Source organism: Bacillus paranthracis (genome assembly GCF_001883995.1).
Taxonomy (GTDB): Bacteria; Bacillota; Bacilli; order Bacillales; family Bacillaceae_G; genus Bacillus_A; species Bacillus_A paranthracis.
The window spans coordinates 1-26,041 of record NZ_MACE01000018.1 but is presented as its reverse complement, the minus strand read 5'-3'; the positions used below and the strand labels follow the sequence as shown (position 1 = coordinate 26,041).

Sequence of the window (26,041 nt, the reverse complement as noted above, 5' to 3'; positions counted from 1 at the left end):
TTGAATGATATGCAGAAAACAAATGCAGTACCAGTAACTATATTATGTATAGCACCCATACTCATCTTATTTACAGTTATACTTTCTATTTTGTATGGGGCGAAAAGTATTGATGCTGAAACGGTGTGGAACGCGTTATTTCATTTTGATTCAAGTGATGTAAATCATAATATTATTATTACTTCACGTTTACCAAGGGTAGTTGCAGCTCTTTTAGTTGGAGCATTTCTAGCCATATCAGGAGCACTTATGCAGGGGATGACAAGAAACTATCTTGCATCCCCTTCTATTATGGGTGTGACGGATGGGGCAGCTTTTGTTATTACACTTTGTATGATTTTTCTTCCGGGAATGTCATCGATTGGTATGGTTGTATGTTCAATGATTGGTTCTGCATTAGGAGCCGGTATCGTATTTGGTTTTGGTTCGCTCCTTCAAAATGGTTTATCGCCAGTTCGGTTAGCGATTATTGGGACAGTTATTGGAACATTTTTAAGCAGTGTGTCTGCTGCAATGGCTTCATACTTCCAAATTTCTCAAAATGTTAGTTTTTGGTTTAATGCAAAATTAGACCAAGTAGACCCTAATATCATTAAAATTACGATACCGTTTGGGATAATTGGAATAGTTTTAGCGCTGTTAATATCAAAATCTATTACGATTCTTTCTTTAGGAGAAGAAGTTTCTATTAACCTAGGGCAGCGTACAAAACTAGTTAAAGCGATGGCTATTTTATCAGTTATCTTTTTAACAGGAACGGCAGTTGCTTTAGTGGGGAAAGTTGGTTTTGTAGGTTTAATTATTCCGCACATTACTCGCTTTATAATTGGGGTAGATTATAAGTGGATTTTGCCATGCGCAGGCGTTATTGGCGGCGTTTTTCTAGCGTTATGTGATATTTTAAGTAGGTTTGTAAACTATCCATTTGAAACACCGATTGGAGTCGTTACCTCCTTAATTGGAATTCCTTTCTTCCTTTATTTAATCCGTACAAGAGGAGGAGAGAGACATGCTTAAAAGTTCAAGTCAACGTTTTGGAATGACGATGGGGATTAGTATATTTTTAATACTATGTGCTATTTATATTAGTTTAACGAATGGTACGTTTGATATTACGATTACAGATGTATGTAAAACACTCCTTAGAATAGATCCAGTACCAGACCATGATTTAGTTATTTTTGAGTTTCGTCTCCCGCGCATCATAATTGCGGGATTAGTAGGGGTAGGTCTCGGTGTTGCAGGTGCTGTTATTCAAGGAATTACGAGAAATGGATTGGCAGACCCAGGTATTTTAGGAGTTAATGCAGGAGCAGGAACAGCAATCGTCATTTTTATGTTTTTCTTCCAAGGGCAATTAAAAAGCACAGACTGGGTTTCTATTATGATGATGCCAATGTTTGGTTTAGTAGGCGGATTAGGTGCAGCTATCATCATTTATCTGTTTTCTTGGAAAAATGGTAAGTTAGATTCGCAGCGTCTTTTATTAACAGGGATTGCGATTGGATCAGGATTTGGAGCCTTTTCTATGTATTTATCACTCAAAATGAAGTCAACCGATTTCGAGATGGCTGCAGTTTGGGTGTCAGGCAGTATATATAGTGCAAACTGGAAGTATATTATTGCAATGTTACCGTGGCTTATCATACTGATTCCACTTATACAAAAGAAAGCTTATTTATTAGATTTATTTCAATTGGAAGAAACGAGTATTACAAGTTTAGGTGTTTCAGTAGAAAGAGAGAAATCAATTTTACTACTAAGTAGTATCGGACTTGTAAGCGCATGTGTTGCAGTTTCAGGAAGTATTGGTTTCATCGGATTAATGGCACCGCATATAGCGAAAAGACTTGTCGGTATTCAGCATAAGCATATCATTCCTACGTGCGGAGTAATTGGAATGTTTCTTGTAATTGCTTCAGACTTTATCGCAAAAACAGTTTTCACACCTGTAGAGTTACCAGTTGGAATCGTTATTTCTATTGTCGGTGTACCTTATTTCTTATATTTACTTTATAAGGCGAAAGCGTAAGAGGAGGAATAAAAGTGAGTATTTTAAGTGCGAAAAATTTAGAAACAAGTTATGAAAAGCTTACAGTGTTTCGCGATTTAAATGTGGAAATACAAGAAGGAAAAGTAACGACAATTATAGGACCAAATGGGTGCGGTAAATCGACACTGTTAAAAACGATGGGAAGAATTTTAAAGCAAAAGAGTGGTAAAGTATATTTGCAAGGACAAGATTTACATACAATTCCAACGAAAGAAATTGCGAAGCAGTTAGCTCTACTTCCGCAAACTCCAATTGCACCAGGAGAGCTTAAAGTAGAAGAATTAATTTCTTATGGACGTTATCCACATCGAAATAATGTAAATAAGTTAACTTCAAAAGATAAAGAGATGATTGACTGGGCATTAGATATAACGAAAACTTCTGCATTTCGAACGAGACAAATTGCAAATTTATCAGGTGGTCAACGACAAAAGGTATGGCTAGCGATGGCTTTGGCACAAGAGACAGAAGTGTTGTTATTAGATGAGCCAACTACATATCTTGATATGTCTCATCAATTAGATGTATTACAAATTGTGGAGAAATTAAATAAAGACCATAATTGTACGGTCGTTATGGTATTACATGATATTAACCATGCAGCAAGGTTTTCAGATGAAATTATTGCAATGAAGGAAGGAGAAATCGTTACAACTGGTAGCCCAGAAGAAATCATTACAAATGAAGTGTTAAAAGAAGTATTTCATATTGATGCACGTGTCATGATTGATCCGTATAATGGGTCTCCTGTTTGCTTCGGTTATGATAGCATTGTATTTCAAGAAGAAAAAGTAGAAATATATGTAACGAGTTAAGAAGGGGGGATATAAGATGAACACTACGATTGAAAAACAGCAGATTGTAACATCTAATACTGAACAGTGGAACATGTATTCAAAATTAGATGGTAAGGAATATCAAATTCATATTTCAAAGCCGAGGCAACCAGCACTGGATTCAGGATATCCTGTCATTTACGTATTAGATGGTAATGCCTTTTTTCAAACATTCCATGAAGCGGTTAAAATACAATCAGTTAGAGCGGAAAAAACAGGTGTTTCACCAGCCATTATAGTAGGTATTGGTTATCCAATCGAAGGGGCATTTTCAGGTGAAGAAAGATGTTATGATTTTACGCCTAGCGTAATTTCAAAAGATGCGGCTTTAAAACCAGATGGTAAACCTTGGCCTAAAACAGGAGGAGCACATCATTTCTTTACTTTTATTGAAGAAGAATTAAAGCCGCAAATTGAAAAGAATTTTGAAATTGATAAAGGAAAGCAAACACTATTTGGGCATTCTTTAGGTGGACTATTTGCTTTACATATATTATTTACAAACATAAATGCCTTTCAAAATTATTTTATTAGTAGTCCATCTATTTGGTGGAATAACCAATCTGTGCTTGAAAAAGAAGGGAATCTTATAAATGAATTAAACAAGGCAAAGGTTAAAACAGGAGTATTTCTTACAGTTGGTTCACTTGAACGAGAGCATATGGTTGTAGGGGCAAACGAATTATCAGAGCGCCTTTTCAAAGTAAAACACGATCAGTTTCGATTTACGTTTTATGAGGCGGAAGGGGAGAACCATGCATCTGTTGTACCGACTTCTTTAAGTAAAGGATTGAGGTTTGTTAGTCACATATAGAAGAGGGAAAAGGTGAGCGATTGCTTACCTTTTTTCATTATTGTTTAAAAGCAACGTATCCATCAATTAAAAAGCTAGTGAGAAAGCGAGTAATTTAATATAAACGAGAAACATTCAAATGAACATTTGAATGTTTCTCGTTTATAAGGTATACTACATACATAATCAAATATATATTTGAATAAGAGGTGTTACATATGAGTGAAGAGTATTGTGAACTTTGTTATCATGATGAGCAAAAAGTAAAACATGCAAGTGATATGCTAGAGAAAGAGAATATAAGTAGTGTAGCGAAGATGTTTAAGGCACTTGCAGATGAAACACGTTTAAAAATTGCTTATGCGTTGTATACAGAAAAGGAACTTTGCGTACGTGATGTCGCAAGTATTATTCATAGTAGTATTGCAACAGCTTCACATCACTTAAGACTATTACAAACGATAGGATTGGCGAAAAAGCGTAAAGAGGGGAAACTTGTTTTTTATTCATTAGATGACTCTCACGTAAATGGATTAATTGAATTAGCGTTTAGTCATAGTAGTGAAATAAACAAAAAAGAACTAAATATGTAACAATGCATTTTCATAAAGATACTTCTTTATGAAAATGCAACTTTCAAAGGAGAGGAGATAATAAGTATGGTTAAACTTGTATTAATAAGACATGGACAAAGTGAATGGAATGTTGAAAATCGGTTTACAGGTTGGACAGATGTTGATTTATCAATGAAAGGTATGAAAGAAGCAAGAGAAGCTGGAATAATGCTGAAAGCTAATGGTTTCTCGTTTGATATCGCATATACATCTGTTTTGAGAAGAGCGATGCGTACTTTATGGATTACTCTCGAAGAAATGGATTTGATGTGGATACCTGTTCATAAAACATGGAAATTAAATGAGCGACATTACGGTGCGCTTCAAGGATTAAATAAGGAAGAAACAGCGAGAAAATATGGCGATGAACAAGTAACATTATGGAGACGTTCAACAAATGTACGCCCACCAGCACTTACAAAAGATGACGAAAGATATGAAGCAGCACATCCGAAATATAGAGATGTAAAAGATTATGAGTTTCCTCTTACAGAAGATCTAGAAGATACAGAAAAACGAGTTGTTTCCTATTGGAATGAAGAGATAGCTCCTAACGTAAAAGCTGGTAAACAAGTAATTATAGCAGCACACGGCAATACAATACGTGCTTTAGTAAAACATTTAGATCAAATTTCAGATAAAGATATAGAAAATGTGAACATTCCAACAGGAACACCATTGGTTTATGAATTAGATAGCGATTTAAAACCGATATGCTATTATTATTTAACTAGAGAAATAGAAACTTTAGAAGGAAGTTTGGTATAAATATACCCTACCTACGTATTGTATATTTATATCGGAGGTGATTTATAGTGTTATATTATACGGTTGTAAATAAAAAGAATTGTGAGGCATGTGGACTATGTATTTCTATAGCACCTGATATATATCAGGTAGACGGAAGAGGAAAATCATTTGGTGTATTAGATAATAACCAAGGAATAATGGGTATTCCAAAAACTTTCTTGCAAGCAATGTTGGCGGCAAGTGACGGCTGTCCAACAAGTTCGATTCAAATAAGAAAAGAGCCATTTGTAAATAAAATAAAAATTTAATAGTGGAATTATGAAAGACAAACAAAATTAAAAGGAGGTATTTATATGGGACATCATCACGGTCACCAACATCATGGGCATGCTCACGGGCATTCCCATGGCCATCATCATTTTGAGGAAAGTAGGAAAGGTAACAGAAAAGGATTAATTACAGCCTTAGTGATTACAGCAACTATCATGTTCCTTGAATTTTTCGGGGGACTAGTTACAAATAGTTTGGCTTTATTATCTGATTCAGGACATATGTTAAGCGATACAAGTTCCTTATTATTAAGTTTAATTGCTATTGGATTAGCAGCTAGAACGGTTACTTCTAAAAAAACGTATGGATATTATCGTTTTGAGATTTTGGCGGCATTAATTAATGGAATTACGTTATTTGTTGTAGCAGGGCTTATCGTATGGGAAGCAATTGGTCGGTTTTTTGAACCACCAACTGTTTCAAGTGGTCCAATGATGTTAATCGCATCAATTGGTTTACTAGCAAATTTAATTAGTGCATGGGCACTGATGAGACAAGGTGATGTGAAAAATAATGTAAATTTACGTAGCGCGTATTTACATGTTCTTGGAGATGCTTTAGGGTCAGTGGGAGCATTAGTAGCTGGGGTACTTATGTCGTTATTCTCATGGTATATAGCAGATCCAATTATTTCAGTAGTTGTTGCTTTATTAATTTTAAAGAGCGCGTGGGGAGTAACAAAACATTCCATTCATATACTTATGGAGGGTACACCCGTTGCAATTGAACTAGAGAAAGTGAAGCAAGCGATTAAAGGAGTAGAAGGTGTACGTGATTTACATGATCTTCATATTTGGACAATTACATCTGGACTAGACGCATTAAGCGTCCATGTAATGATTGATAAAAAACAGGATGATCAAGAAGTACTTCAAAATATTATTGATATGTTAAAACAAGAGTTTCATATTGAACATGCTACCATTCAAATTGAAACACTTACTATTAAACATAATGAAATGATCGTCTAATTAAATGTAAGCAAAAGGCTATGGGGAAATTCTCCATAGCCTTTTGTTTGCGTAAGTAGAATTGTCCTTTTTGAAAGTTTTGTTTCAATTTTTCGTCTAAAGAGACAAAAAGTTGTCACAATTCGTTCACAATTAGCATAAACATAAAATAGACGAAATGAACTTATTTCCGAAAAGGCTTGGTTCATTCCAATTATGATTCGTAGAGCTGAAAAAGCACGGATGAAAAGTTCACTATATTCTCAAGGAGGTAGATCGTATGAAAACTATTCTCGCTATCGCTGGACTTATTTGGGTTTTATCGCATGGTATCCCAATTTATGAAGGAGAACAAATTCGCAGTGCTCTAAATAAAAATTTTAATGAATATCATATCATTGATCGGCAAGATAATGTTGTGACAGTTCGTGTAAATGACTGTTTTCATACGGTAACCGTTGAAGGAACTTCAGTAGTGAATGATACAAAAGTATGTGATCAGCAATAATTATATATAGGAAGAAAAAGTCTCAATTTACATGTGTGAAGATTGAGGCTTTTATATTTGGGAATGAATAATAAGCGGGGATGGACAACCCTCGCTTATTATTGTTTTTTGAAAAAAGGAAAGGGTATAATGAAAATTAAGACTGAGAAGCTAACAATGTGTTAAGAATAATCATAAAGTGGAAATATACTCATATGGGGTATCATGCATAGATATTTAATGCTATAATTGGTATACTCGTAAAAGTAATTGTTTTATTGGATGAAGAGAAACTTTAAGAAGGTGATAATATGGGGCATAAAGAGCATGAAGCAGTAACACATAGATCAGAAAAAGAAAAAGAGCAAATTATAAATAGATTGAAGAGAATTGAAGGGCAAGTTCGGGGTATTCAAAATATGATTGAAAATGATCGGTATTGCGTGGATATTTTAGTGCAAATTTCAGCGATTAATGCAGCGATGAAAAAAGTAGGAATGGGTGTATTAAAAAACCATACGAGTCATTGTGTTTCAGGTGCAATTAAAAATGGTAATGGTGACGAAGCAATCGAAGAATTAATGACAGTATTTGAACGTTTTTCAAAAGCGTAAAAACAAGCTAGTGTGTAACTAGCTTGTTTTTTGTTTATCCTTGTATTGGTGTGAAAAAGTGTGTGTAAAATAAACTTTTAGAAAATAATTGAAAAATCATGATAAAAAACCATTGATTACCTTAGGGGGGTATGGTAAGATGTAACTGTGATTAACAAACAATGAATAAACAAGAGGAGGATTTTAAATGGAACAGTTAACATTACAAGTTGAAGGTATGTCTTGTGGACATTGTGTAAATGCTATCGAAAGCAGTGTGAAAGAGCTAAACGGTGTTGAACAAGTGAAAGTTCAATTAGCAGAAGGAACTGTTGAAGTTACTATCGACTCGTCAGTTGTAACATTAAAAGATATCGTTGCTGTAATCGAAGATCAAGGATACGATGTTCAATAATTATTTTTAGATATGGAAATAAATCGTACTTTATAGGAAGTACGATTTATTTTGCTAATAATTATACCTCATAAGGGTATATAGAGGTGAGAGACATGAATGAACAAAAAGAGGCCAATCTTCAAATATCAGGAATGACATGTGCCGCATGTGCAAATAGAATTGAAAAAGGCCTAAAAAAAGTAGAAGGTGTTCATGATGCAAATGTAAATTTTGCACTTGAAAAAACGAAAATAATGTATGATCCCCAAAAAACAAATCCGCAACAGTTTAAGCAAAAAGTTGAATCGTTAGGATATGGAATTGTAAGTGATAAAGCTGAATTTACTGTTTCAGGAATGACATGCGCAGCATGTGCCAATAGAGTAGAAAAGCGTTTAAATAAGTTAGAAGGTGTGAACGGGGCGACAGTAAATTTCGCTTTGGAATCAGCTACAGTAGATTTTAATCCTGATGAAATTAATGTAAATGAAATGAAGAGTGCAATTACGAAATTAGGATATAAATTGGAAGTGAAATCAGATGAGCAAGATGGATCAACTGATCATCGCTTACAAGAAATTGAGCGACAAAAGAAGAAGTTTATTATTTCGTTTATTTTATCATTCCCGTTACTGTGGGCAATGGTAAGTCACTTCTCATTTACATCGTTTATTTATTTACCTGATATGCTTATGAACCCTTGGGTGCAGCTAGCTCTTGCAACGCCAGTTCAATTTATCATTGGTGGACAGTTTTATGTTGGGGCTTATAAAGCGTTACGTAATAAAAGTGCTAACATGGATGTTCTTGTGGCACTTGGAACGTCGGCCGCCTATTTCTATAGTGTATATTTAAGCATTCAATCTATCGGTTCTTCGGAACACATGACAGATTTATATTTTGAAACGAGCGCGGTACTTATTACACTAATTATTTTAGGTAAATTATTTGAAGCAAAAGCAAAGGGACGTTCATCAGAAGCAATTAAAAAGTTGATGGGTTTACAAGCAAAGACAGCTACAGTTGTGCGAGATGGAACAGAAATGAAAATTTTAATCGAAGAAGTAGTAGCTGGTGATATCGTTTATGTAAAGCCTGGTGAAAAAATTCCGGTAGATGGTGAGATTGTAGAAGGAAAGTCAGCAATAGATGAATCGATGTTAACAGGTGAAAGTATTCCAGTTGATAAAACAATTGGGGATGTAGTAATCGGTTCTACAATGAATAAAAATGGATTCTTAAAAGTGAAAGCAACTAAGGTAGGAAGAGATACTGCATTAGCTCAAATTATTAAAGTAGTAGAAGAGGCTCAAGGTTCAAAAGCTCCTATTCAAAGGGTAGCAGATCAAATTTCAGGTATTTTCGTACCGGTTGTAGTTGTGATTGCTATTATTACATTTGCAGTGTGGATGATATTTGTTACACCAGGTGATTTTGGCGGAGCACTTGAGAAAATGATAGCAGTACTTGTTATCGCTTGTCCATGTGCATTAGGTCTTGCGACACCTACATCTATTATGGCTGGATCAGGAAGATCAGCTGAGTATGGTATTTTATTTAAAGGCGGAGAGCATTTGGAAGCAACGCATCGATTGGATACAGTTATTCTAGATAAAACAGGTACTGTTACAAACGGGAAGCCGGTGTTAACAGATGTAATTGTAGCAGATGGATTCCATGAAGAAGAAATGCTACGTTTAGTAGGTGCGGCAGAAAAAAATTCTGAACATCCACTTGCGGAAGCAATTGTAGAAGGCATTAAAGAAAAGAAAATTAATATTCCAAGTTCAGAAACGTTTGAAGCGATTCCTGGATTCGGTATTGAATCAGTTGTAGAAGGGAAACAATTATTAATTGGTACACGCCGATTAATGAAGAAATTCAATGTTGATATTGAAGAAGTTTCTAAATCGATGGAAGAGTTAGAACGAGAAGGCAAAACAGCAATGCTTATTGCGATTGATAAAGAATATGCCGGTATAGTTGCCGTTGCAGATACTGTAAAAGATACTTCAAAAGCAGCTATCGCAAGACTTAAGAAAATGGGTCTAGACGTTGTGATGATTACAGGAGATAATACACAAACTGCTCAGGCAATTGCGGGGCAAGTTGGCATTGATCACGTAATTGCAGAAGTATTACCAGAAGGAAAAGCAGAAGAAGTGAAAAAATTGCAAGCGCAAGGTAAGAAAGTAGCAATGGTTGGAGATGGAATAAATGATGCTCCAGCACTTGCTACGGCGGATATCGGTATGGCAATTGGAACAGGAACGGATGTAGCGATGGAAGCGGCAGATATTACGTTAATTCGTGGCGATTTAAATAGTATTGCTGATGCAATCTTTATGAGTAAGATGACGATAAGAAATATTAAGCAAAATTTATTCTGGGCACTAGCTTATAACGGTTTAGGAATCCCGATTGCAGCGTTCGGTTTCTTAGCACCTTGGGTTGCAGGAGCGGCTATGGCATTTAGTTCTGTATCAGTTGTATTAAATGCATTACGATTGCAAAGAGTGAAGTTAAAATAATAAAAATGTAAATTTATAGAGTAATTTCATAGGCTTTTAAACAAAAAACAATACTTTGAAACAAGTATTGTTTTTTGTTTATATAGAAAGAAAAAAGATATAATAAAGCAAAAATATTGAATCATAAATGGTAGAAAAGTTAAATGATAGTGTAGTAAGGAGATTCAAATATGTTAAAAGATACAATCATTAGGGCCTTCCATAAAGATGATTTAGGTCAAGTATTACAGTTGTTCTATGAAACAGTTCATACAATTAATGCAAAAGATTATAACGTGTTACAGCTACAGGCATGGGCACCAGATCAACTAGATAGGGAAAGCTGGTTAAAGTCTTTAGAAAAGAATATTAGTTATGTAGCGGATTATAACGGTATGATAGTCGGATTTGGGGATTATAATGAGGATCATTACGTAGATCGTTTATTTACACATAAAGATTATCAAAGGAAAAGGATAGCTTCATACATACTACAAAAGTTAGAACAAGAAGCAGTGAACTTGGGGCATAGGGAGATATATACAGAAGCGAGTATTACAGCAAAACCTTTTTTTGAAAGTAAAGGCTTTATTTGCATAAAGGAACAAAAGAAAGAGCATAATGGTCAGATTTTTATTAATTATGTAATGAAAAAAATAGCCCTCTCGTAAACGAGAAGGCTATTTTTCATTATTTTACAGCTTCTTTTAGTTCTTTACCAGCTTTGAAAGCAGGTACTTTAGAAGCTGCGATTTGCATTTCTTCACCAGTTTGTGGGTTACGGCCTGTACGAGCAGCTCTTTCGCGAACTTCGAATGTACCGAATCCGATAAGTTGTACTTTTTCACCAGCAGCTAAAGTGTTAGTGATTGATTCTACTACAGTTTGTACAACTACAGTAGCTTCTTTTTGAGAAATCTCAGCATTTTGTGCTACGTTTTTGATTAATTCTGTTTTGTTCATGTTTTTCACCTCATATGTAAATAATGCTATTTAAGTTGTTATTATAACGTATAAAACATTCAAGAACAAGTGTACGCACATATATTCATAAAAAAAATGGAATTTGTAATATTTTTCAGGATTGCTGTATAGTCGTTCCATTTAAGCGGATACAGATTTTTTCTTTAATTCCGTTTGTTCTTTAGTAGAAGGTAGTTTCTTATTATAAGATATGAAATAAGGTAACGCTACAAATAACATACCTCCTACTAAGTTTCCGAAGAAAACAAAAATGAAGTTTGGAAAATATTCAAACCAAGTTAAATGACCTGCAAAAATTATAGCTGGGATGACAAACATATTGGCTACAACGTGTTGAAATCCAATTGCAACAAAAGTCATAACTGGGAACCAAATGCCGATAATCTTTCCGATAAATTCTTTACTTCCCATACTAAGCCAAACAGCTAAACAAACGAGCCAATTACATCCGATTGCAGAAATGAAGGCTTGTAGTGGTGTATCTTGTAGTTTAGCTTGCGCAATAGAAACTGTTTTTGCTAAAAAAGCTCCCTCTGTTAATCCGACGATATGACCGAAAAAATAAGCAACGAATACAGCACCTATGAAATTGCTCAATGTAACAATAATTAAATTTCGTATGAAATAAAATAAAGTAATTTTCTTTTGAAGCCAGGCCATGGAAACTGTCATCATGTTACCAGTTACTAGTTCACCGCCTGCAAGAATAACGAGAATAAGACCGATAGGGAATACAGCAGCGCCTAGAAAACTAGTAAATGATCCCCAAGCCTTTGGCATTGTTCCAATAACATGAATATCGAGTAAATACCCTAATGCTATGAAAGCACCGCCAAAAAAACCAAGAATTAACATAGGGAGTAATGATAAATGAGCTTTTTTTCTTCCGGAATTAGCAGCAAGTTCCGTAATTTCTTCTGGTGTAAATACAGACATGAATAATCTCTCCTTAATAAAATGATAAAAGAATAAATGGAACATTTTTAAGAATCTATGTATTATAAAAATATGTTATGACTTCTGTATAAATTTGTCAAAGTGAGCAGGGCTGGAATTAAATATAACTAACATTGTTCGTGTTGTCACATTCATGTAACAATAAGGTTTTAAAGTACTTCTAGAGGTGAGAACATGAATACGTATCACGTAAAAGAAGAACAAAAAAAATCAATCGTCAAGGTATCTATAATCAGTTTTGTAAGTGTAGTAATGATTTCTATAAGTTTGTATTTCTATGCGACAGAAATAGAACGAAAACTAGTAACAGTTACGTGGAATGAAATAGAATCTTCTACAATTCCTAAAGAGTTTCATAATAAAAAAATATTGCAGTTCTCAGATGTACATTTAGGGCCAGAATTCACACTGAAACAATTAGAAAATTTGGTGGAGAAGATAAATGCATTAAGTCCGGATGTAGTAGTTTTCACAGGGGATTTAATAGATAAGTTTGGATCGTATAAAGCCGAAAGAGAAGAAGCGAAAGGGATTTTACAAAAAATACATGCACCCTTAGGGAAATATGCAGTGTTTGGGAATCATGATAGAGGCGGCGGAGGTAGTTTATTTTATAAAAAATATATGGAGGAAGCTGGTTTCGCTGTGTTAGTCAATGAAGTGCAGAAAATTAAAGCGGAAAACGGCAAATATATTACAATATCAGGTTTGGATGATTTTTTATTAGGTAAGCCGCAAATAGACTCAACTTTAAAACATGTAAGGCAACAAGATTTCAATATGTTATTAGTACATGAGCCGGATGTTGTAGACAAAGTAGCACGTTACCCAGTTGATTTTCAAATGTCAGGCCATAGTCACGGAGGACAAGTTCAAATTCCTTTTATCGGTCCATTCATTACGACAAAACTAGCTGAGAGTCATGTTGAAGGTATGTATGAAGTAGAGGGGAAGAGTAAGCCGTTATATTTATATGTAAATCGTGGTATTGGGACAACCCGAATGCCTGTTAGATTTTGGAGTGTACCTGAACTTTCAGTATTTGTATTGAAGCAAAATAGTAACTAATGTATTCAATTCCACATCATCATTCTTAATTTGATTTTGATGAACGAGCGATGTTAATTGGTGGTAAATAAAAAACAACAATAGGTCATATAAAACCTATTGTTGTTTTCATTATTTTTGCAAGGGAATCGCATCGAAATATGTTCTATAGTTACTAGAGAATTCAAAGTTGTTTTTTGCATCCCAATTAATAGACCAAGACATTAGGCCGCGGAATGCAGGATAGCCACTCTCATTTGAAAGTTTATACTTTCCTCCGAAAGGAATTCCCTTAATGATATAATCTAAAGCTTTTTTCATTTCAGTTGGAGAAATATACCCACCACTTGGAGCGGCCGCTGGTGCTGCAGGAAGTCCAATCATTACTTGATCCGAACGAAGAGCTGGGAACATGTTATTTGCATTACCACCTACAGGAAAACCATGTAAGAGCATATCTGCCATAGCGACCTCGTAGTCTGCAGTACCTTGATTGTAGTTATTACCGTCCATTCCAACCCCGCTGCCAGCGTTGTAGTGTTGAACGTGAATGTATGTCAGTTTGTCTTTCACTCCGTAAATAATCGGTAAATATGCACCCCAGATGCTTCCGTATGCACTATAACCGCCTTGAACATAAGCTGTTTCAGGAGCCATGCTTAATAGAAAGTCGGGACCGTAATGATCTGAGATTGTTCGAATAGCCGAAATAAGATTTACGATTTGAGGAGTAGTTGGGTTTTTGAAATTAGTGTCATTTCCGTTTAAGTAAATACCTGATTCAAGGTCAATATCTATTCCATCAAAACCGTATTTATCAATGAGAGATTGTATGGAATTAATAAAGCGTTGCTTAGCGGCATTGTCAGGAAGTAAAACGACTCCATTTTGTCCACCAATTGAAAGAACTACTTTTTTTCCTTTACTCTTTAAATAAGAAATATCTGATTTGAATTCTGCATCTGTACCATACACAGGAGAAAATTCAACAGTAGAACGATCACCACCAGTTTCCCCGAAAGATACATTAATTACATCCCATTTTGGTGAAACGTCTCTTAATTTAATAATGCCAGTACCGTTATCAAAGTTATGCCAGTATCCAACGAGTAGTTTTGATCCTAAATTGTTTGCTGCTTGTGCTTGAAAGGGGGCTAGTGGTAGCAGTAAAAAAATGAATAACGTACAACAAATGAATTTGAACTTGTTTAACATATCAACACTCCTATACAAAAAGTTGTCTAGATGTATAATCTTGTTTATTTAATGATATCTGAAAATTCGTTCTTTCGTAAGGTAGCTATAATTTTCTCAACAATTGTATATGGAAAATTATTAAACCTAATGTAATAATTTTTATAGGAGCTTGCATTACAATTGTTAAATTCAGAATATTTTGATATATTTTAAAGTGTAGGCAAGGTTTTCACATAATACTCTTACATAAATTTCAAAATTACGTTTGGAAGGGGATGTATAAGAGTTGGATAAAAATCTTAAGAAAGACCTCAAAATACGCCACATTACAATGATCTCAATTGGCGGCGTAATAGGAGCTGGTTTGTTTGTTGGAAGTGGGGCAGTTGTGCATTCAGCAGGGCCAGGTTCTATCGTTTCATATGCATTAGCAGGACTTCTAGTCGTTTTCGTTATGAGAATGCTTGGGGAAATGGCAGCTATTAACCCGACAAGTGGGTCATTTGCAACATATGCAAGAGAAGCAATTGGTCCATGGGCCGGTTATACAATTGGGTGGCTATATTGGTTTTTCTGGGTAATTGTTATTGCGATAGAAGCCACAGCAGGTGCTGGTATTATTCAATACTGGATTCCAGAAATCCCACTTTGGTTATTAAGCCTAATATTAACGATTTTATTAACATTGACGAATGTTTTTTCGGTGAAATCATTTGGAGAGTTTGAATATTGGTTTTCTTTTATTAAAGTAATAAGTATTATTTTGTTCCTTTGTCTTGGACTAGCTGTTATTTTAGGATTTGTACCAGGAACGGAAGCACCTGGCACTTCGAATTTAGTAGGACAAGGAGGATTTATGCCAAACGGTATAAGTTCGGTGCTACTTGGAATTACTGTCGTTATATTTTCATTTATGGGATCTGAGATTGTTGCAGTAGCTGCTGGAGAATCTGCTGAACCTGTAAAAGCAGTAAAAACAGCAACAAATAGTGTAATTTGGCGTATTCTCGTATTTTTCATTGGATCGATTGCTGTAGTTGTTACACTTCTTCCATGGAATTCAGCGAACATATTAAAAAGTCCGTTTGTAGCGGTACTGGAACATATAGGGATACCAGCGGCAGCACAAATTATGAATTTTATCGTTTTAACAGCTGTACTTTCTTGTTTAAATTCTGGTTTATATACGAACTCAAGAATGCTTTTTTCAATGGCAGAAAGAGGAGATGCTCCAAAGGCATTTTTGAAATTGAATAGTAGTGGTGTTCCAGTTCGGGCCGTTTTATTCGGAACGTTCTTCGCTTATATTGGAGTTGTTTTTAGTTATATATCTCCAGATAAAGTCTTTTTATTTTTAGTCAATGCATCTGGCGGAATTGCGTTACTCGTTTATCTCGTTATAGCTGTTTCGCATTTAAAGATCCGTAAAAAAATGGGGAAAGTAGAACAACAAAATTTGAAAGTGAAAATGTGGTTTTTCCCGTATGTAACGTATGTTACAATTGCCGCTATTATAGCTGTTTTAGTTGCGATGCTTGCAATTGAATCTTTACGTTCACAAGCACTTTTGACGATGCTTGTTACTGTTCTTATAATACTTTCTTATTTTATTTTTAATAGAAATAAAAATAGTACAGTATCGAATACTACAAGTAAGAATGAGGAATCTGTGCGATTCTAATTTCTTGTTTTCGAAGAGAGTTACACCCAATCATTGCTATAAAAGAATCATATATAATCATAAAAATGAGTAATTACTATTGTCATAGTGAATATAAACTTTTTTCTTGACTTTTTATGCGAAGGCGAGCAAAATGATAAAAAAGGAAGGGGGGATGACGATGGAAGAGTACGTATTAGAGCTGTATAACCTGCTATATACGACAGAATGGCAAGATATTGTTTCGTTTCTAGGAATCGTATTTTGTATGAAAATTGTAATTGTATATATGGAAGAGCAAGGTATGTTCTATTCCTTCTCATCCCCGTTCGATATGCAACGCGAGCCGTTGCTGAACTATGCCAAGGTAAATTACGAACAATTTCCTTTTGTATTTTTCTTTATGATTCGATTTATTACAGCAATTGTAAAGAAAAAGGAAAGTGACGATGAAGAGTGCCACTCAACTTGTAATATAGCGAATGTTCTTTAAGCTAAATACAAGGAGGAGATTTATATGTGGTTTCGATTTCTTATGATTGGTTTCTTTTCATTAACAGCAATTTCTTTAATGGGATATCAAGTGTCTGAAATTTTTCAAGCATATAGCGATACATTTTTTAACAAAAACTAATCGCATTGCTATTTGAATAATAAAGCGATAAAATCCTTCTTAAGAAGTTTTATTAAGAAGGATTTTTTCTTTGTTTTGTCTTGCTGTGTCAAACTATTGTCACATTTACACTGTGAATAGTATGTTAAAATAGTGAGGTTACGTATACATATTTGAAGGAAGAGGGAGTGACCATTTTGGTGGATCAATCAACAAATCAGAAAAGCTATGCTCCTATTGTGATAACGCTTTCTGTAATTGTAAATGCGATTATTTTATTTTTGTTCTTTGGACCTGTTGGCTATGAAGGAGAAGTACATTTTGATGTAACGATTTTACCAATGTTAAACGCAATTTTTAATAGCTTTACGTTCGTATTTTTATTAGCAGCGTTATTCTCTATTATTAAGAAGAATGTGAAAATGCATCGTGGCTTCATCCTAGCAGCATTTACAACGACGTTGCTATTTTGTGTTTCTTATTTATCGTATCATTACTTGGCGCCAGCAACACATTTTGGTGGCGAAGGATTCATTAAATATGTGTATTTCATCATTTTAATTACACATATTATCCTTGCAGCAATTATCGTACCACTTGCATTGTTTGCACTTGTATTTGGTTTTACAAATCAATTAACACGTCATCGTAAAATTGTACGTTGGACGATGCCGATTTGGTTATATGTAAGTTTATCTGGTGTTATTGTTTACTTAATGATCTCACCTTATTATCAATAAAAAATCTCAGCCTATAGGCTGGGATTTTTTTGTTAGGCAAATGTTTTTGTAAAATGAAAAAAATATGGTATACAAAAGTATAGTTGCTTTTCATATAGAAGGGATGGTAAAGGGATATGCAAAATTTTGTATTTCGTAATCCAACGAAACTTATTTTCGGTAAAGGTCAATTAGAGCAATTGAAAACTGAAATTCCACAGTTCGGTAAAAAAGTTCTTCTCGTATACGGGGGAGGTAGCATTAAAAGAAACGGTATTTATGATAATGTAATTTCTATTTTAAAGGAAATAAATGCAGAAGTATTTGAATTGACAGGTGTTGAACCGAATCCACGTGTATCAACTGTAAAGAAAGGGATTCAAATTTGTAAAGATAATGGTGTTGAATTTATTTTAGCAGTTGGTGGAGGTAGTGTAATCGACTGTACGAAGGCAATTGCAGCTGGTAGTAAGTACGATGGAGATGTGTGGGATATTGTAACGAAAAAAACATTTGCCAGTGAGGCATTACCATTTGGTACTGTGCTTACTCTTGCGGCAACAGGATCTGAAATGAATGCTGGTTCTGTCATTACAAACTGGGAAACGAATGAAAAATATGGCTGGGGTAGCCCAGTTACCTTCCCTCAGTTTTCAATTTTAGATCCAGCTCATACTGCGTCTGTACCGAGGGATCAAACAATTTACGGTATGGTAGATATTATGTCACACGTATTAGAACAATATTTCCATCATGGAACAAATACAGAATTACAAGATCGTTATTGTGAATCTGTTTTAAAAACAGTCATTGAGACAGCTCCTAAGCTTTTAAATGATCTAGAAAATTATGAGCATAGAGAAACGATTTTATACTGCGGTACTATGGCGCTAAACGGTATTTTAGCGATGGGAGTAAAAGGAGACTGGGCAACACACAATATTGAGCACGCGGTTTCAGCGGTTCATGATATACCACACGGAGGTGGCCTTGCGATTTTATTCCCGAACTGGATGAAGCATGTTGTAGATGAAAATGTAAGTCGTTTTAAACAGTTCGCTATTCGTGTATTCGATGTAGAAACAGATGGAAAGACTGATCGAGAAATTGCGTTAGAAGGAATTGAGGCGTTACGTCAATTTTGGACTTCAATTGAAGCACCAGTAACGTTATCTGATTATGCTATTGGAGAAAATGAAATTGATGTAATGGCGGATAAAGCGATGGCTTATGGCGAATTTGGTAACTTTAAAAAATTAAATAACGACGATGTTTTAAGCATATATAAAGCTTCCTTATAAGTGAAGCGAGTAAAGGAACCCATTTGATATAACAATCCAATGGGTTTCTTTTTTGTTGTTTATAACTGTTTGTGATTGTTTTTGGTTATTTGTGAATGTTTATGGTTGATTTTTGTGATCGTTTTCATTATACTGTAATCAAAGAAGAGGTGAATAAAATGTTAACTCCTGAACGTCATCAAATGATATTGCAACTTGTAAAAGAGCAGAAGGTTGTTAAATTACAACAATTAGTGGAAAGAACAGAAAGCTCTGAATCAACAATTCGTCGTGATTTAGCGCAATTGGAAAAACAACGGTTATTAAAAAGAGTTCACGGTGGTGCAGCTGTTTTAACAGGAAAAGGACAGGAGCCGACGATGGTTGAAAAATCATCCAAAAACATTCAAATAAAACAACAAATTGCGAAGTATGCGGCTAACGTTGTGGAACAAGGTGATTGCATTTATTTAGATGCAGGAAGTACAACATTTGAAATGATTCCATTTTTAATAAATACGGATGTTACCGTTGTTACGAATGGACTTATGCATATTGAAGCTTTAGTTGAAAATCATATTCGTGCATATTTACTAGGCGGAATGATGAAGAGTAGGACGAAAGCTTTAATCGGTGCTATGGCACAGGAAAGCATGCAGAAGTATCGTTTTGATAAATGTTTTTTAGGAGCGAATGGTGTACATGAACAACTTGGTTTTACAACACCAGATCCGGAAGAGGCACTTTTAAAGCAAATGGCATTAACATTAGCAAATGAAGGATATTTCTTAATTGATGAAAGTAAGTTTTCGGAAGTTGCGTTTGCGAAAATTGCCAATGTTGAAGAGGCGAATATTATTACAAACCATTTAGAAATTGATTTAGAAAAATATAAAAGACAAACCAATGTAATTGAGGCTGATAAACAATGATCTATACAGTAACTTTAAACCCATCTATTGATTATATAGTACAAGTTAATTCCTTAGAGTTAGGCGCAGTAAATCGAGCAGAAAAAGATATGAAGTTTCCTGGAGGAAAAGGAATTAATGTTTCTCGCGTTCTTCATCGTTTAGGTGTTGAAAATGTAGCGCTAGGATTTACTGGTGGATTTACCGGTCGATTTATTAAAGATGTATTACAGGCGGAAGGTGTAACAACAAACTTCGTCCAAGTAGATGGAGATTCTCGAATTAATGTGAAAATAAAAGGGCAAGAAGAAACAGAATTAAATGGGCAAGGACCTAGTGTGACTAAGGAACAATTTGAACAATTAATGAAACAAATTGAAAGTATGCAAAAGGGAGATTGTGTTGTACTAGCTGGAAGTGTACCAGCGTCTATCCCAACTACCTTTTATGAATCAATCGCAGCGTTCGGAGCTGAAAAAGGCATTCGTGTAGTAGTAGATGCAAGTGGTAGTGCGCTGCAGCATGTAGTTAAAAATAAACCATTTTTAATAAAGCCTAATCATCATGAACTTGGTGAGTTATTCGGAGTAGAGATTTCCACAGTAGAAGATGTTTTACCATATGGAAGAAAATTAGTTGAACAAGGTGTAGAGCACGTTATCGTATCAATGGCCGGAGATGGAGCTTTATTATTTACGGCAGAAGGTATATATGAAGCAACTATTCCAAAAGGCGTTGTAATTAATTCGGTTGGGGCTGGAGATTCTCTCGTTGCGGGATTTGTAGGAAGATATGAACAGACAAAAGATATTGAAAAGGCATTTCAATATGGCGTTGCAACAGGGAGTGCAACAGCATTTTCAGCCGATTTATGTGAAAAGGAAAAAGTAGAAGAATTATTGTCGCAAGTAATTGTAACTAAGCGATAGGGGGAAGCAACATATGAAAATTACAGAACTATTAAAAAGGGATACAGTTATTATGAATTTGACAGCTTCAAATAAAGAAGCTGTCATAGATGAGTTAGTTGAGAAATTAAACGGGGCAAATCGTTTAAATAGCAAAGCTGAATTTAAAGAAGCTATTTTAAAGAGGGAGTCACAAAGTACAACCGGCATTGGTGAAGGGATTGCTATACCTCATGCGAAAACAAAAGCTGTTAAGCAACCAGCGATTTGTTTTGGTAGAAGTGTAAGCGGTATCAACTATGAATCGCTTGACGGACAACCTGCGCATTTATTTTTTATGATTGCTGCAAGTGAAGGGGCGAATAATACGCATTTAGAAACGTTATCACGCCTATCTACACTATTAATGGATGAAGGGTTTCGTAAGCAATTGTTAGAAGCGAAGGATGAAGAAGAACTTCTTCGTTTATTTGATGAAAAAGAAAATGAAAAAGAAGAAGAAGAAGAGGTTGAAGTTGCAAAACCAGAAGGGAATGAACCGTACGTATTAGCTGTTACAGCTTGCCCGACTGGAATCGCTCACACATATATGGCAGCAGATAGCTTGAAAGCAAAAGCAGTAGAGCTAGGAATTGCAATTAAAGTTGAAACGAATGGATCAACAGGTATAAAAAACGGTTTAACGAAAGAGGATATTGAACGCGCAACGGCTATAATTGTTGCAGCAGATAAACAAGTAGAAATGAATCGTTTTGCTGGTAAACATGTTATTCAAGTGCCAGTCGCTGACGGGATTAGAAAAACTGAAAAACTTCTTAATCGGGCTGTAAAACAAGATGCACCAATCTTTAAAGGTGTAAAAGAGGATGGAAAGGCAGAAAATACGGAGAAAGAAAATGGATTAGGAATTTATAAGCATTTAATGAACGGCGTAAGTAATATGCTTCCATTCGTTGTTGGTGGCGGGATTTTAATTGCGCTAGCGTTTTCGTTTGGTGGTATAAAAGCAGAAGGTCCTTTAGCTGAATTGTTCATGTCTATTGGAGGAGGGGGAACAGGGGCATTTTTATTCCTTGTACCAATTTTAGCAGGGTTTATTGCTAGTTCTATTGCTGATCGTCCTGGTTTTATGCCCGGTGTTGTCGGAGGATTTTTAGCGGCACATGCGAATGCTGGATTTTTAGGTGGATTAATTGCTGGTTTCTTAGCCGGATATGTTGTTTTAGGATTGAAAAAATTATTTTCAGGCCTACCAGTACAATTAGAAGGAATTAAACCTGTATTGTTATATCCGGTCTTTGGATTATTGATTACAGGAGTTGTTATGCAAAAAGTAGTAATTCCGCCTGTAGTAGCATTGAATGAAATGTTAACAGGATGGTTAAATGGTTTGAACGGTACAAATGCTATATTACTAGGTCTTATTTTAGGTGCGATGATGGCAATTGATATGGGTGGTCCAATTAATAAAGCAGCATTTACGTTTGGTATTGCTGCGATAGAAGCGAAGAACTTTGGGGTACATTCAGCGGTTATGGCTGGTGGTATGGTGCCACCGCTTGCAATTGCGTTAGCAACTACCTTCTTTAAATCGAAGTTTACAGAAGCGGAACGTAAGTCTGGTTTAACAAATTATATTATGGGGGCATCGTTTATTACAGAAGGTGCGATTCCGTTTGCAGCAGCAGATCCGGTTCGGGTAATTGTCAGTTGTGTTGTCGGTTCAAGTATTGCAGGTGCATTATCAATGTTATTCCAAATTACATTACCAGCACCGCATGGTGGATTGTTTGTTATCGCTTTAGTAAATAAACCAGTGTTATATATTTTATCGATATTGATAGGGGCAGTTGTTTCTGCTCTTATGATGGGAATTTGGAAAAAGAAAGTTAAATAATACGTGTAAAGGGAGTAGCTTTTATTAGCTGCTCCTTTTTATTACAAAAAAGGAGGTTGATAATTGGAGAATGATGAATTTTGGTAAAAGATGTAATGAAATATGATTTTTTTGTAACAAAAAAGTAATACTGTAATTTTTTCTGGAAAAAAATTCTGGAGCTTGTATGTGGAAAATATATGAAAACTATTGGGAATTCTATTGGAAATGTAATTCATTAATATGGAAATTTATGTTACAGCTCATTAATCGTATGTTACGAATGGTTTGTAATTGTGTGTTTTCTAAAAATCTTAAAAATCCGTTGCTATAATAAAAATACGAAAACAAAGCAAATGGAGGCTATTCATGAAAAAATTATTAGGTATAGCAACGGCGGCAGTTTTTGGTCTTGGGATTTTTGCAGGTTCTGCGAAAGCGGAAACGATTGTAACAACAGACGTATTAAATGTTAGAGAAAACCCAACTGTAGAGTCTAAGCTTGTAGGTAAAATTTTAAGTGGAAATAAATTAGATGTTGTAAATACAGAAAACGGATGGACAAAAATTAAATTAAATGGTCAAGAAGCATTTGTAAGTGCTGAATTTACAAAAAGTACATATTATGTGACGGCGGGTGTGTTAAATGTTCGCGCTGGAGCGAATACTGACTCAGAAATTATTGGAAAACTGAATAAAAATGATGTAATTGAAACGACAAATCAAGTTCAAAATGAATGGTTGCAATTTGACTATAATGGAAAAACAGGATATGTTCATGTGCCATTTTTAACAGGAACGGCACCAGTGATTGAAAAGAAAGAAGTTGCAACGAAAGAAGAAGCGCCGGAAAGAGTAAATACGCCGGTTAAAAGTAATAAAGTAGTTAAGAGTAAAGAATCTGTTAAGAATGTAGAATCAAGTAAACCTGTGGCAAAACAGCAGTCAACTACGAAACAAGTTGCGAAATCTAATGAAACAAGTGCACCGACTAGTGGACGTGAAATAACGGTAGAAGCGACAGCATATACAGCAGATCCGAGTGAGAATGGTTCGTATGGTGGTCGTGTATTAACTGCAATGGGGCATGACTTAACAGCGAATCCAAATATGAAAGTAATTGCTGTTGATCCTAAAGTAATTCCACTTGGATCAAAAGTATGGGTAGAAGGATATGGAGAAGCGATTGCTGGAGATACTGGTGGTGCGATTAAAGGAAATCGTATTGATGTTTTAGTTGGCTCAGATGGTAGTGCGAATAGCTGGGGGCGCAAATCTGTAAAAGTGAAAGTTATAGAGTAGTATATGTGTATTAATATAAAAGGCGGTTGCTTGAAAGTATGTAAGCAATCGCCTTTTATGGATTATTGAAAAGGATAAATAGTTTTACCTGTAATAATTTTATATGCGCTGCAAAATTGGTTTTGTATATACTCTGTATCTTTATTTTCTAGATGTAATGTTGTTTCTTGGAGAGCAGAATGAAAAGAACGTAGTAAACAATTTAAGGCGAAGTATAATTCTTCTTGTGAACAATTGTGTTCTTTTGTAGCAGTAGCTAAAATGAGGTCTTTTGTCAAAGATGAAAAATTGATAGTGGATTGTTTCATAGTTAACTCATCCTCTCGAAGGTATTTTTAATCATGTATATGCGGAATTGGACAAACTATGTTCTTTTTTATTTATAATTTCATGTACCGTAATGAAAGAACTTGCAATCATGCCGTTAAAATTGGTAAGATTGGATATAATCAATAGATGGAGTACATTACATAAAGAGAGTTGAATGATATGGGAGAAGTGCAACGTGAAAAAGTTGCTGTCATCATTGGACCAACTGCTGTTGGGAAGACGAAGTTAAGTATTGATCTTGCCAAAGCGTTAAATGGTGAAATTATAAGTGGAGATTCCATGCAGATTTATCGTACGATGGATATTGGAACCGCAAAGGTGACGAAAGAAGAGATGGACGGAATTCCACATTATATGGTTGATATAAAAAATCCGGAAGAATCATTTTCGGTTGCCGAATTTCAAGAACGTGTTCGTAAGCATATTCGCGAGATTACAAAGCGTGGTAAATTGCCGATTATCGTTGGTGGAACTGGTCTGTATATACAATCTGTTTTATTCGATTATCAGTTTACGGATGATGCTGGTGATGCTATATACCGAGAACAAATGGAAAAGTTAGCATTAGAACGTGGTGTGGAATATGTACATAAGAAATTACAGGAAGTAGACCCAGACAGCGCTGAGCGTATTCATGCAAATAATGTACGCCGTGTCATTAGGGCGTTAGAAATTTTCCACACGACGGGTGAAAAAATGAGTGATCAACTTGAAAAACAAGAAAACGAGTTATTATACGATGTTTCCTTAATTGGCTTGACAATGGATCGTGAAATGCTATACGATCGCATTAACTTACGAGTTGATATAATGATGGACCAAGGTTTATTAGAAGAAGTAGAAGGGTTGTATAATCGAGGGATACGAGATTGTCAATCTATTCAAGCGATTGGGTATAAAGAGATATATGATTATTTTGAGGATCGTGTCTCTTTAGAAGAAGCGGTATCACAATTAAAGACGAATTCACGTCGTTATGCAAAACGTCAATTAACGTGGTTCCGTAATAAGATGGATGTCACATGGTTTGATGTTACAGACGGTGAAAAAACGTCAGAAATTTTACGATACATAGAAGGAAAGCTACAACTAAAGTCGAATAATAGTAAGTAGAGAAAAAGAGGAGGATTCGACATGAAGCAATCAATCAATATTCAAGATCAGTTTTTAAATCAACTCCGTAAAGAGAATACGTTTGTTACGCTGTACTTATTAAATGGTTTCCAGCTTCGTGGATTAATTAAAGGATTTGATAATTTTACAGTCCTACTGGAAACAGAAGGTAAGCAACAGCTTATTTATAAACATGCAATTTCTACATTTGTACCACAAAAAAATGTTTCAATTGAATTAGAATAGTAATGAATTATTGTACATAACAAAAAAAGAGCGAGTTTCTCGCTCTTTTTTTATTTGCCATAAACGATAAATAGTGAAATTTAAGCGATTCTAAATACAGTTAGACGAATGTTAGTATTTCCTGTTGCAGGGATCGTAATCTCGTTAAGAGTAGATTGGACAGAAATGTTTGCTCCTGCAGCTAATGTTTCGATTGTAGTAAATGAAAGTGAGTCGCCTATTAAATTTGAAGAGAAGTTGTCAGTTGCGACTGCTCCATTTATTGAAATTCCTACTCCGAGTGGCGCACATCCTGGTGCAGTTGTAGAGATGGATACGCTAATTACATAAATACCACCGTTGATAACTGTAACTGTGTCTGTGCCATTAAAGATAATATTATTTACGTTAATTGCAGTACTGAAGATAAAGTTATTAAATTGTAGTACTGTTTGTTGAATGTTGTTTGTTACAACAATTGTTGCTATAGGGAAGCTAGGTCCAGTAGGCCCAGTAGGTCCGGTAACTCCTATACCAGTAGCGCCCGTTGGCCCTTGAACGCCTTGAGGTCCAGTGGCACCAGTAGCACCCGCCGGTCCTTGAATA

The 26,041-nt window shown here is 35.2% G+C and carries 29 protein-coding genes; 24 read left to right on the top strand and 5 right to left on the bottom strand.

The genetic code is table 11. The features are described from left to right. Positions 1–9: 9 nt before the first annotated feature. The 13 genes from BAQ46_RS06245 to BAQ46_RS06185 all read left to right on the top strand — a co-directional run bounded on the left by BAQ46_RS06245 (position 10) and on the right by BAQ46_RS06185 (position 10,984). Positions 10–1,017 (top strand): FecCD family ABC transporter permease, encoded by a 1,008-nt coding sequence (locus BAQ46_RS06245; protein WP_001173060.1) that lies wholly within the window; start codon positions 10–12, stop codon positions 1,015–1,017. Next, positions 1,010–2,032, top strand: a complete 1,023-nt coding sequence (locus BAQ46_RS06240; RefSeq protein ID WP_000920465.1) for a FecCD family ABC transporter permease — start codon at positions 1,010–1,012, stop codon at positions 2,030–2,032. Before BAQ46_RS06245 ends, BAQ46_RS06240 begins: the two co-directional genes overlap by 8 nt. Before the next feature lie 14 nt (positions 2,033–2,046). Then, positions 2,047–2,868 carry an ABC transporter ATP-binding protein gene (locus tag BAQ46_RS06235; protein ID WP_061131628.1) on the top strand — a complete coding sequence of 274 codons (822 nt, stop codon included), beginning with the start codon at positions 2,047–2,049 and terminating at the stop codon, positions 2,866–2,868. A gap of 16 nt (positions 2,869–2,884) precedes the next feature. Further along, entirely contained in the window at positions 2,885–3,703 is an 819-nt protein-coding gene (locus tag BAQ46_RS06230) for an alpha/beta hydrolase (protein ID WP_001098336.1), read from the top strand. A 197-nt stretch (positions 3,704–3,900) separates the two neighbouring features. After that, positions 3,901–4,275: an ArsR/SmtB family transcription factor gene (locus tag BAQ46_RS06225; RefSeq protein WP_061131629.1), complete on the top strand. Its 375-nt coding sequence runs from the start codon at positions 3,901–3,903 to the stop codon at positions 4,273–4,275. Positions 4,276–4,341: 66 nt separating this feature from the next. Further along, a complete protein-coding gene (gene gpmA / locus BAQ46_RS06220; RefSeq protein ID WP_000240140.1) occupies positions 4,342–5,064 on the top strand; it encodes a 2,3-diphosphoglycerate-dependent phosphoglycerate mutase in 723 nt (240 codons plus the stop codon). 47 nt (positions 5,065–5,111) lie between these two features. Beyond that, entirely contained in the window at positions 5,112–5,354 is a 243-nt protein-coding gene (locus tag BAQ46_RS06215; RefSeq protein WP_000967685.1) for a ferredoxin, read from the top strand. Positions 5,355–5,399: 45 nt separating this feature from the next. After that, positions 5,400–6,347 carry a cation diffusion facilitator family transporter gene (locus BAQ46_RS06210; RefSeq protein WP_000509822.1) on the top strand — a complete coding sequence of 316 codons (948 nt, stop codon included), beginning with the start codon at positions 5,400–5,402 and terminating at the stop codon, positions 6,345–6,347. Positions 6,348–6,606: 259 nt separating this feature from the next. After that, positions 6,607–6,834 carry a hypothetical protein gene (locus BAQ46_RS06205; protein ID WP_000849103.1) on the top strand — a complete coding sequence of 76 codons (228 nt, stop codon included), beginning with the start codon at positions 6,607–6,609 and terminating at the stop codon, positions 6,832–6,834. Positions 6,835–7,124: 290 nt separating this feature from the next. Next, positions 7,125–7,427 (top strand): metal-sensing transcriptional repressor, encoded by a 303-nt coding sequence (locus tag BAQ46_RS06200; RefSeq protein ID WP_000509877.1) that lies wholly within the window; start codon positions 7,125–7,127, stop codon positions 7,425–7,427. Positions 7,428–7,614: 187 nt separating this feature from the next. Then, positions 7,615–7,821, top strand: coding sequence for a copper chaperone CopZ (gene copZ / locus BAQ46_RS06195; protein WP_000436976.1), 207 nt, complete (start codon positions 7,615–7,617; stop codon positions 7,819–7,821). 95 nt (positions 7,822–7,916) lie between these two features. After that, positions 7,917–10,334 carry a heavy metal translocating P-type ATPase gene (locus BAQ46_RS06190; protein WP_071741790.1) on the top strand — a complete coding sequence of 806 codons (2,418 nt, stop codon included), beginning with the start codon at positions 7,917–7,919 and terminating at the stop codon, positions 10,332–10,334. A 170-nt stretch (positions 10,335–10,504) separates the two neighbouring features. After that, entirely contained in the window at positions 10,505–10,984 is a 480-nt protein-coding gene (locus tag BAQ46_RS06185; RefSeq protein WP_071741789.1) for a GNAT family N-acetyltransferase, read from the top strand. Positions 10,985–11,003: 19 nt separating this feature from the next. Here the strand turns inward: BAQ46_RS06185 and BAQ46_RS06180 are convergent, their stop codons facing one another. Together BAQ46_RS06180 and BAQ46_RS06175 are read right to left on the bottom strand one after the other, a co-directional pair. After that, on the bottom strand, positions 11,004–11,276 hold the full coding sequence (locus BAQ46_RS06180) for an HU family DNA-binding protein (RefSeq protein ID WP_001043904.1): 273 nt from the start codon (positions 11,274–11,276) through the stop codon (positions 11,004–11,006). Between the two features lie 141 nt (positions 11,277–11,417). Then, positions 11,418–12,233 carry a formate/nitrite transporter family protein gene (locus tag BAQ46_RS06175; protein ID WP_000110527.1) on the bottom strand — a complete coding sequence of 272 codons (816 nt, stop codon included), beginning with the start codon at positions 12,231–12,233 and terminating at the stop codon, positions 11,418–11,420. Between the two features lie 195 nt (positions 12,234–12,428). Here BAQ46_RS06175 and BAQ46_RS06170 point away from each other — a divergent pair, with 195 nt between their 5' ends. Next, positions 12,429–13,322 carry a metallophosphoesterase gene (locus tag BAQ46_RS06170; RefSeq protein ID WP_071741788.1) on the top strand — a complete coding sequence of 298 codons (894 nt, stop codon included), beginning with the start codon at positions 12,429–12,431 and terminating at the stop codon, positions 13,320–13,322. 111 nt (positions 13,323–13,433) lie between these two features. Here BAQ46_RS06170 and BAQ46_RS06160 read toward each other — a convergent pair whose 3' ends face one another. Continuing rightward, positions 13,434–14,516 carry a chitinase gene (locus BAQ46_RS06160; protein WP_000932456.1) on the bottom strand — a complete coding sequence of 361 codons (1,083 nt, stop codon included), beginning with the start codon at positions 14,514–14,516 and terminating at the stop codon, positions 13,434–13,436. A 268-nt stretch (positions 14,517–14,784) separates the two neighbouring features. Here BAQ46_RS06160 and gabP point away from each other — a divergent pair, with 268 nt between their 5' ends. From gabP to entD, 8 genes are all read left to right on the top strand, one after another. Beyond that, complete coding sequence (gabP, locus tag BAQ46_RS06150; RefSeq protein ID WP_000360117.1) at positions 14,785–16,179, top strand: GABA permease; 1,395 nt, start codon at positions 14,785–14,787, stop codon at positions 16,177–16,179. A gap of 133 nt (positions 16,180–16,312) precedes the next feature. Further along, positions 16,313–16,651: a hypothetical protein gene (locus BAQ46_RS06145; protein WP_002028298.1), complete on the top strand. Its 339-nt coding sequence runs from the start codon at positions 16,313–16,315 to the stop codon at positions 16,649–16,651. Positions 16,652–16,968: 317 nt separating this feature from the next. Beyond that, on the top strand, positions 16,969–17,511 hold the full coding sequence (locus tag BAQ46_RS06135; RefSeq protein WP_000228315.1) for a DUF420 domain-containing protein: 543 nt from the start codon (positions 16,969–16,971) through the stop codon (positions 17,509–17,511). A 116-nt stretch (positions 17,512–17,627) separates the two neighbouring features. Then, positions 17,628–18,791, top strand: a complete 1,164-nt coding sequence (locus BAQ46_RS06130) for an iron-containing alcohol dehydrogenase (protein WP_071741787.1) — start codon at positions 17,628–17,630, stop codon at positions 18,789–18,791. A gap of 158 nt (positions 18,792–18,949) precedes the next feature. Next, positions 18,950–19,702 carry a DeoR/GlpR family DNA-binding transcription regulator gene (locus BAQ46_RS06125; protein ID WP_071741786.1) on the top strand — a complete coding sequence of 251 codons (753 nt, stop codon included), beginning with the start codon at positions 18,950–18,952 and terminating at the stop codon, positions 19,700–19,702. Next, the gene (gene pfkB / locus BAQ46_RS06120; protein WP_000640766.1) at positions 19,699–20,610 is read left to right on the top strand and encodes a 1-phosphofructokinase; all 912 of its coding nucleotides are present in this window, start codon (positions 19,699–19,701) and stop codon (positions 20,608–20,610) included. Before BAQ46_RS06125 ends, pfkB begins: the two co-directional genes overlap by 4 nt. Before the next feature lie 13 nt (positions 20,611–20,623). Then, complete coding sequence (locus tag BAQ46_RS06115) at positions 20,624–22,486, top strand: PTS fructose transporter subunit IIABC (RefSeq protein ID WP_071741785.1); 1,863 nt, start codon at positions 20,624–20,626, stop codon at positions 22,484–22,486. A gap of 348 nt (positions 22,487–22,834) precedes the next feature. Continuing rightward, positions 22,835–23,767: a cell wall-binding protein EntD gene (gene entD, locus BAQ46_RS06110; protein WP_071741784.1), complete on the top strand. Its 933-nt coding sequence runs from the start codon at positions 22,835–22,837 to the stop codon at positions 23,765–23,767. A gap of 62 nt (positions 23,768–23,829) precedes the next feature. Here the strand turns inward: entD and BAQ46_RS06105 are convergent, their stop codons facing one another. Next, positions 23,830–24,075 (bottom strand): hypothetical protein, encoded by a 246-nt coding sequence (locus tag BAQ46_RS06105; RefSeq protein ID WP_000814415.1) that lies wholly within the window; start codon positions 24,073–24,075, stop codon positions 23,830–23,832. Positions 24,076–24,256: 181 nt separating this feature from the next. Here BAQ46_RS06105 and miaA point away from each other — a divergent pair, with 181 nt between their 5' ends. Further along, the gene (gene miaA, locus BAQ46_RS06100; protein ID WP_071741783.1) at positions 24,257–25,210 is read left to right on the top strand and encodes a tRNA (adenosine(37)-N6)-dimethylallyltransferase MiaA; all 954 of its coding nucleotides are present in this window, start codon (positions 24,257–24,259) and stop codon (positions 25,208–25,210) included. A 21-nt stretch (positions 25,211–25,231) separates the two neighbouring features. Next, the gene (gene hfq / locus BAQ46_RS06095) at positions 25,232–25,456 is read left to right on the top strand and encodes an RNA chaperone Hfq (protein ID WP_000813896.1); all 225 of its coding nucleotides are present in this window, start codon (positions 25,232–25,234) and stop codon (positions 25,454–25,456) included. Positions 25,457–25,536: 80 nt separating this feature from the next. Here hfq and BAQ46_RS29405 read toward each other — a convergent pair. Further along, a partial coding sequence (locus BAQ46_RS29405; protein WP_131801178.1) for a Gly-Xaa-Xaa repeat protein occupies positions 25,537–26,041 on the bottom strand: 505 nt, incomplete at its 5' end.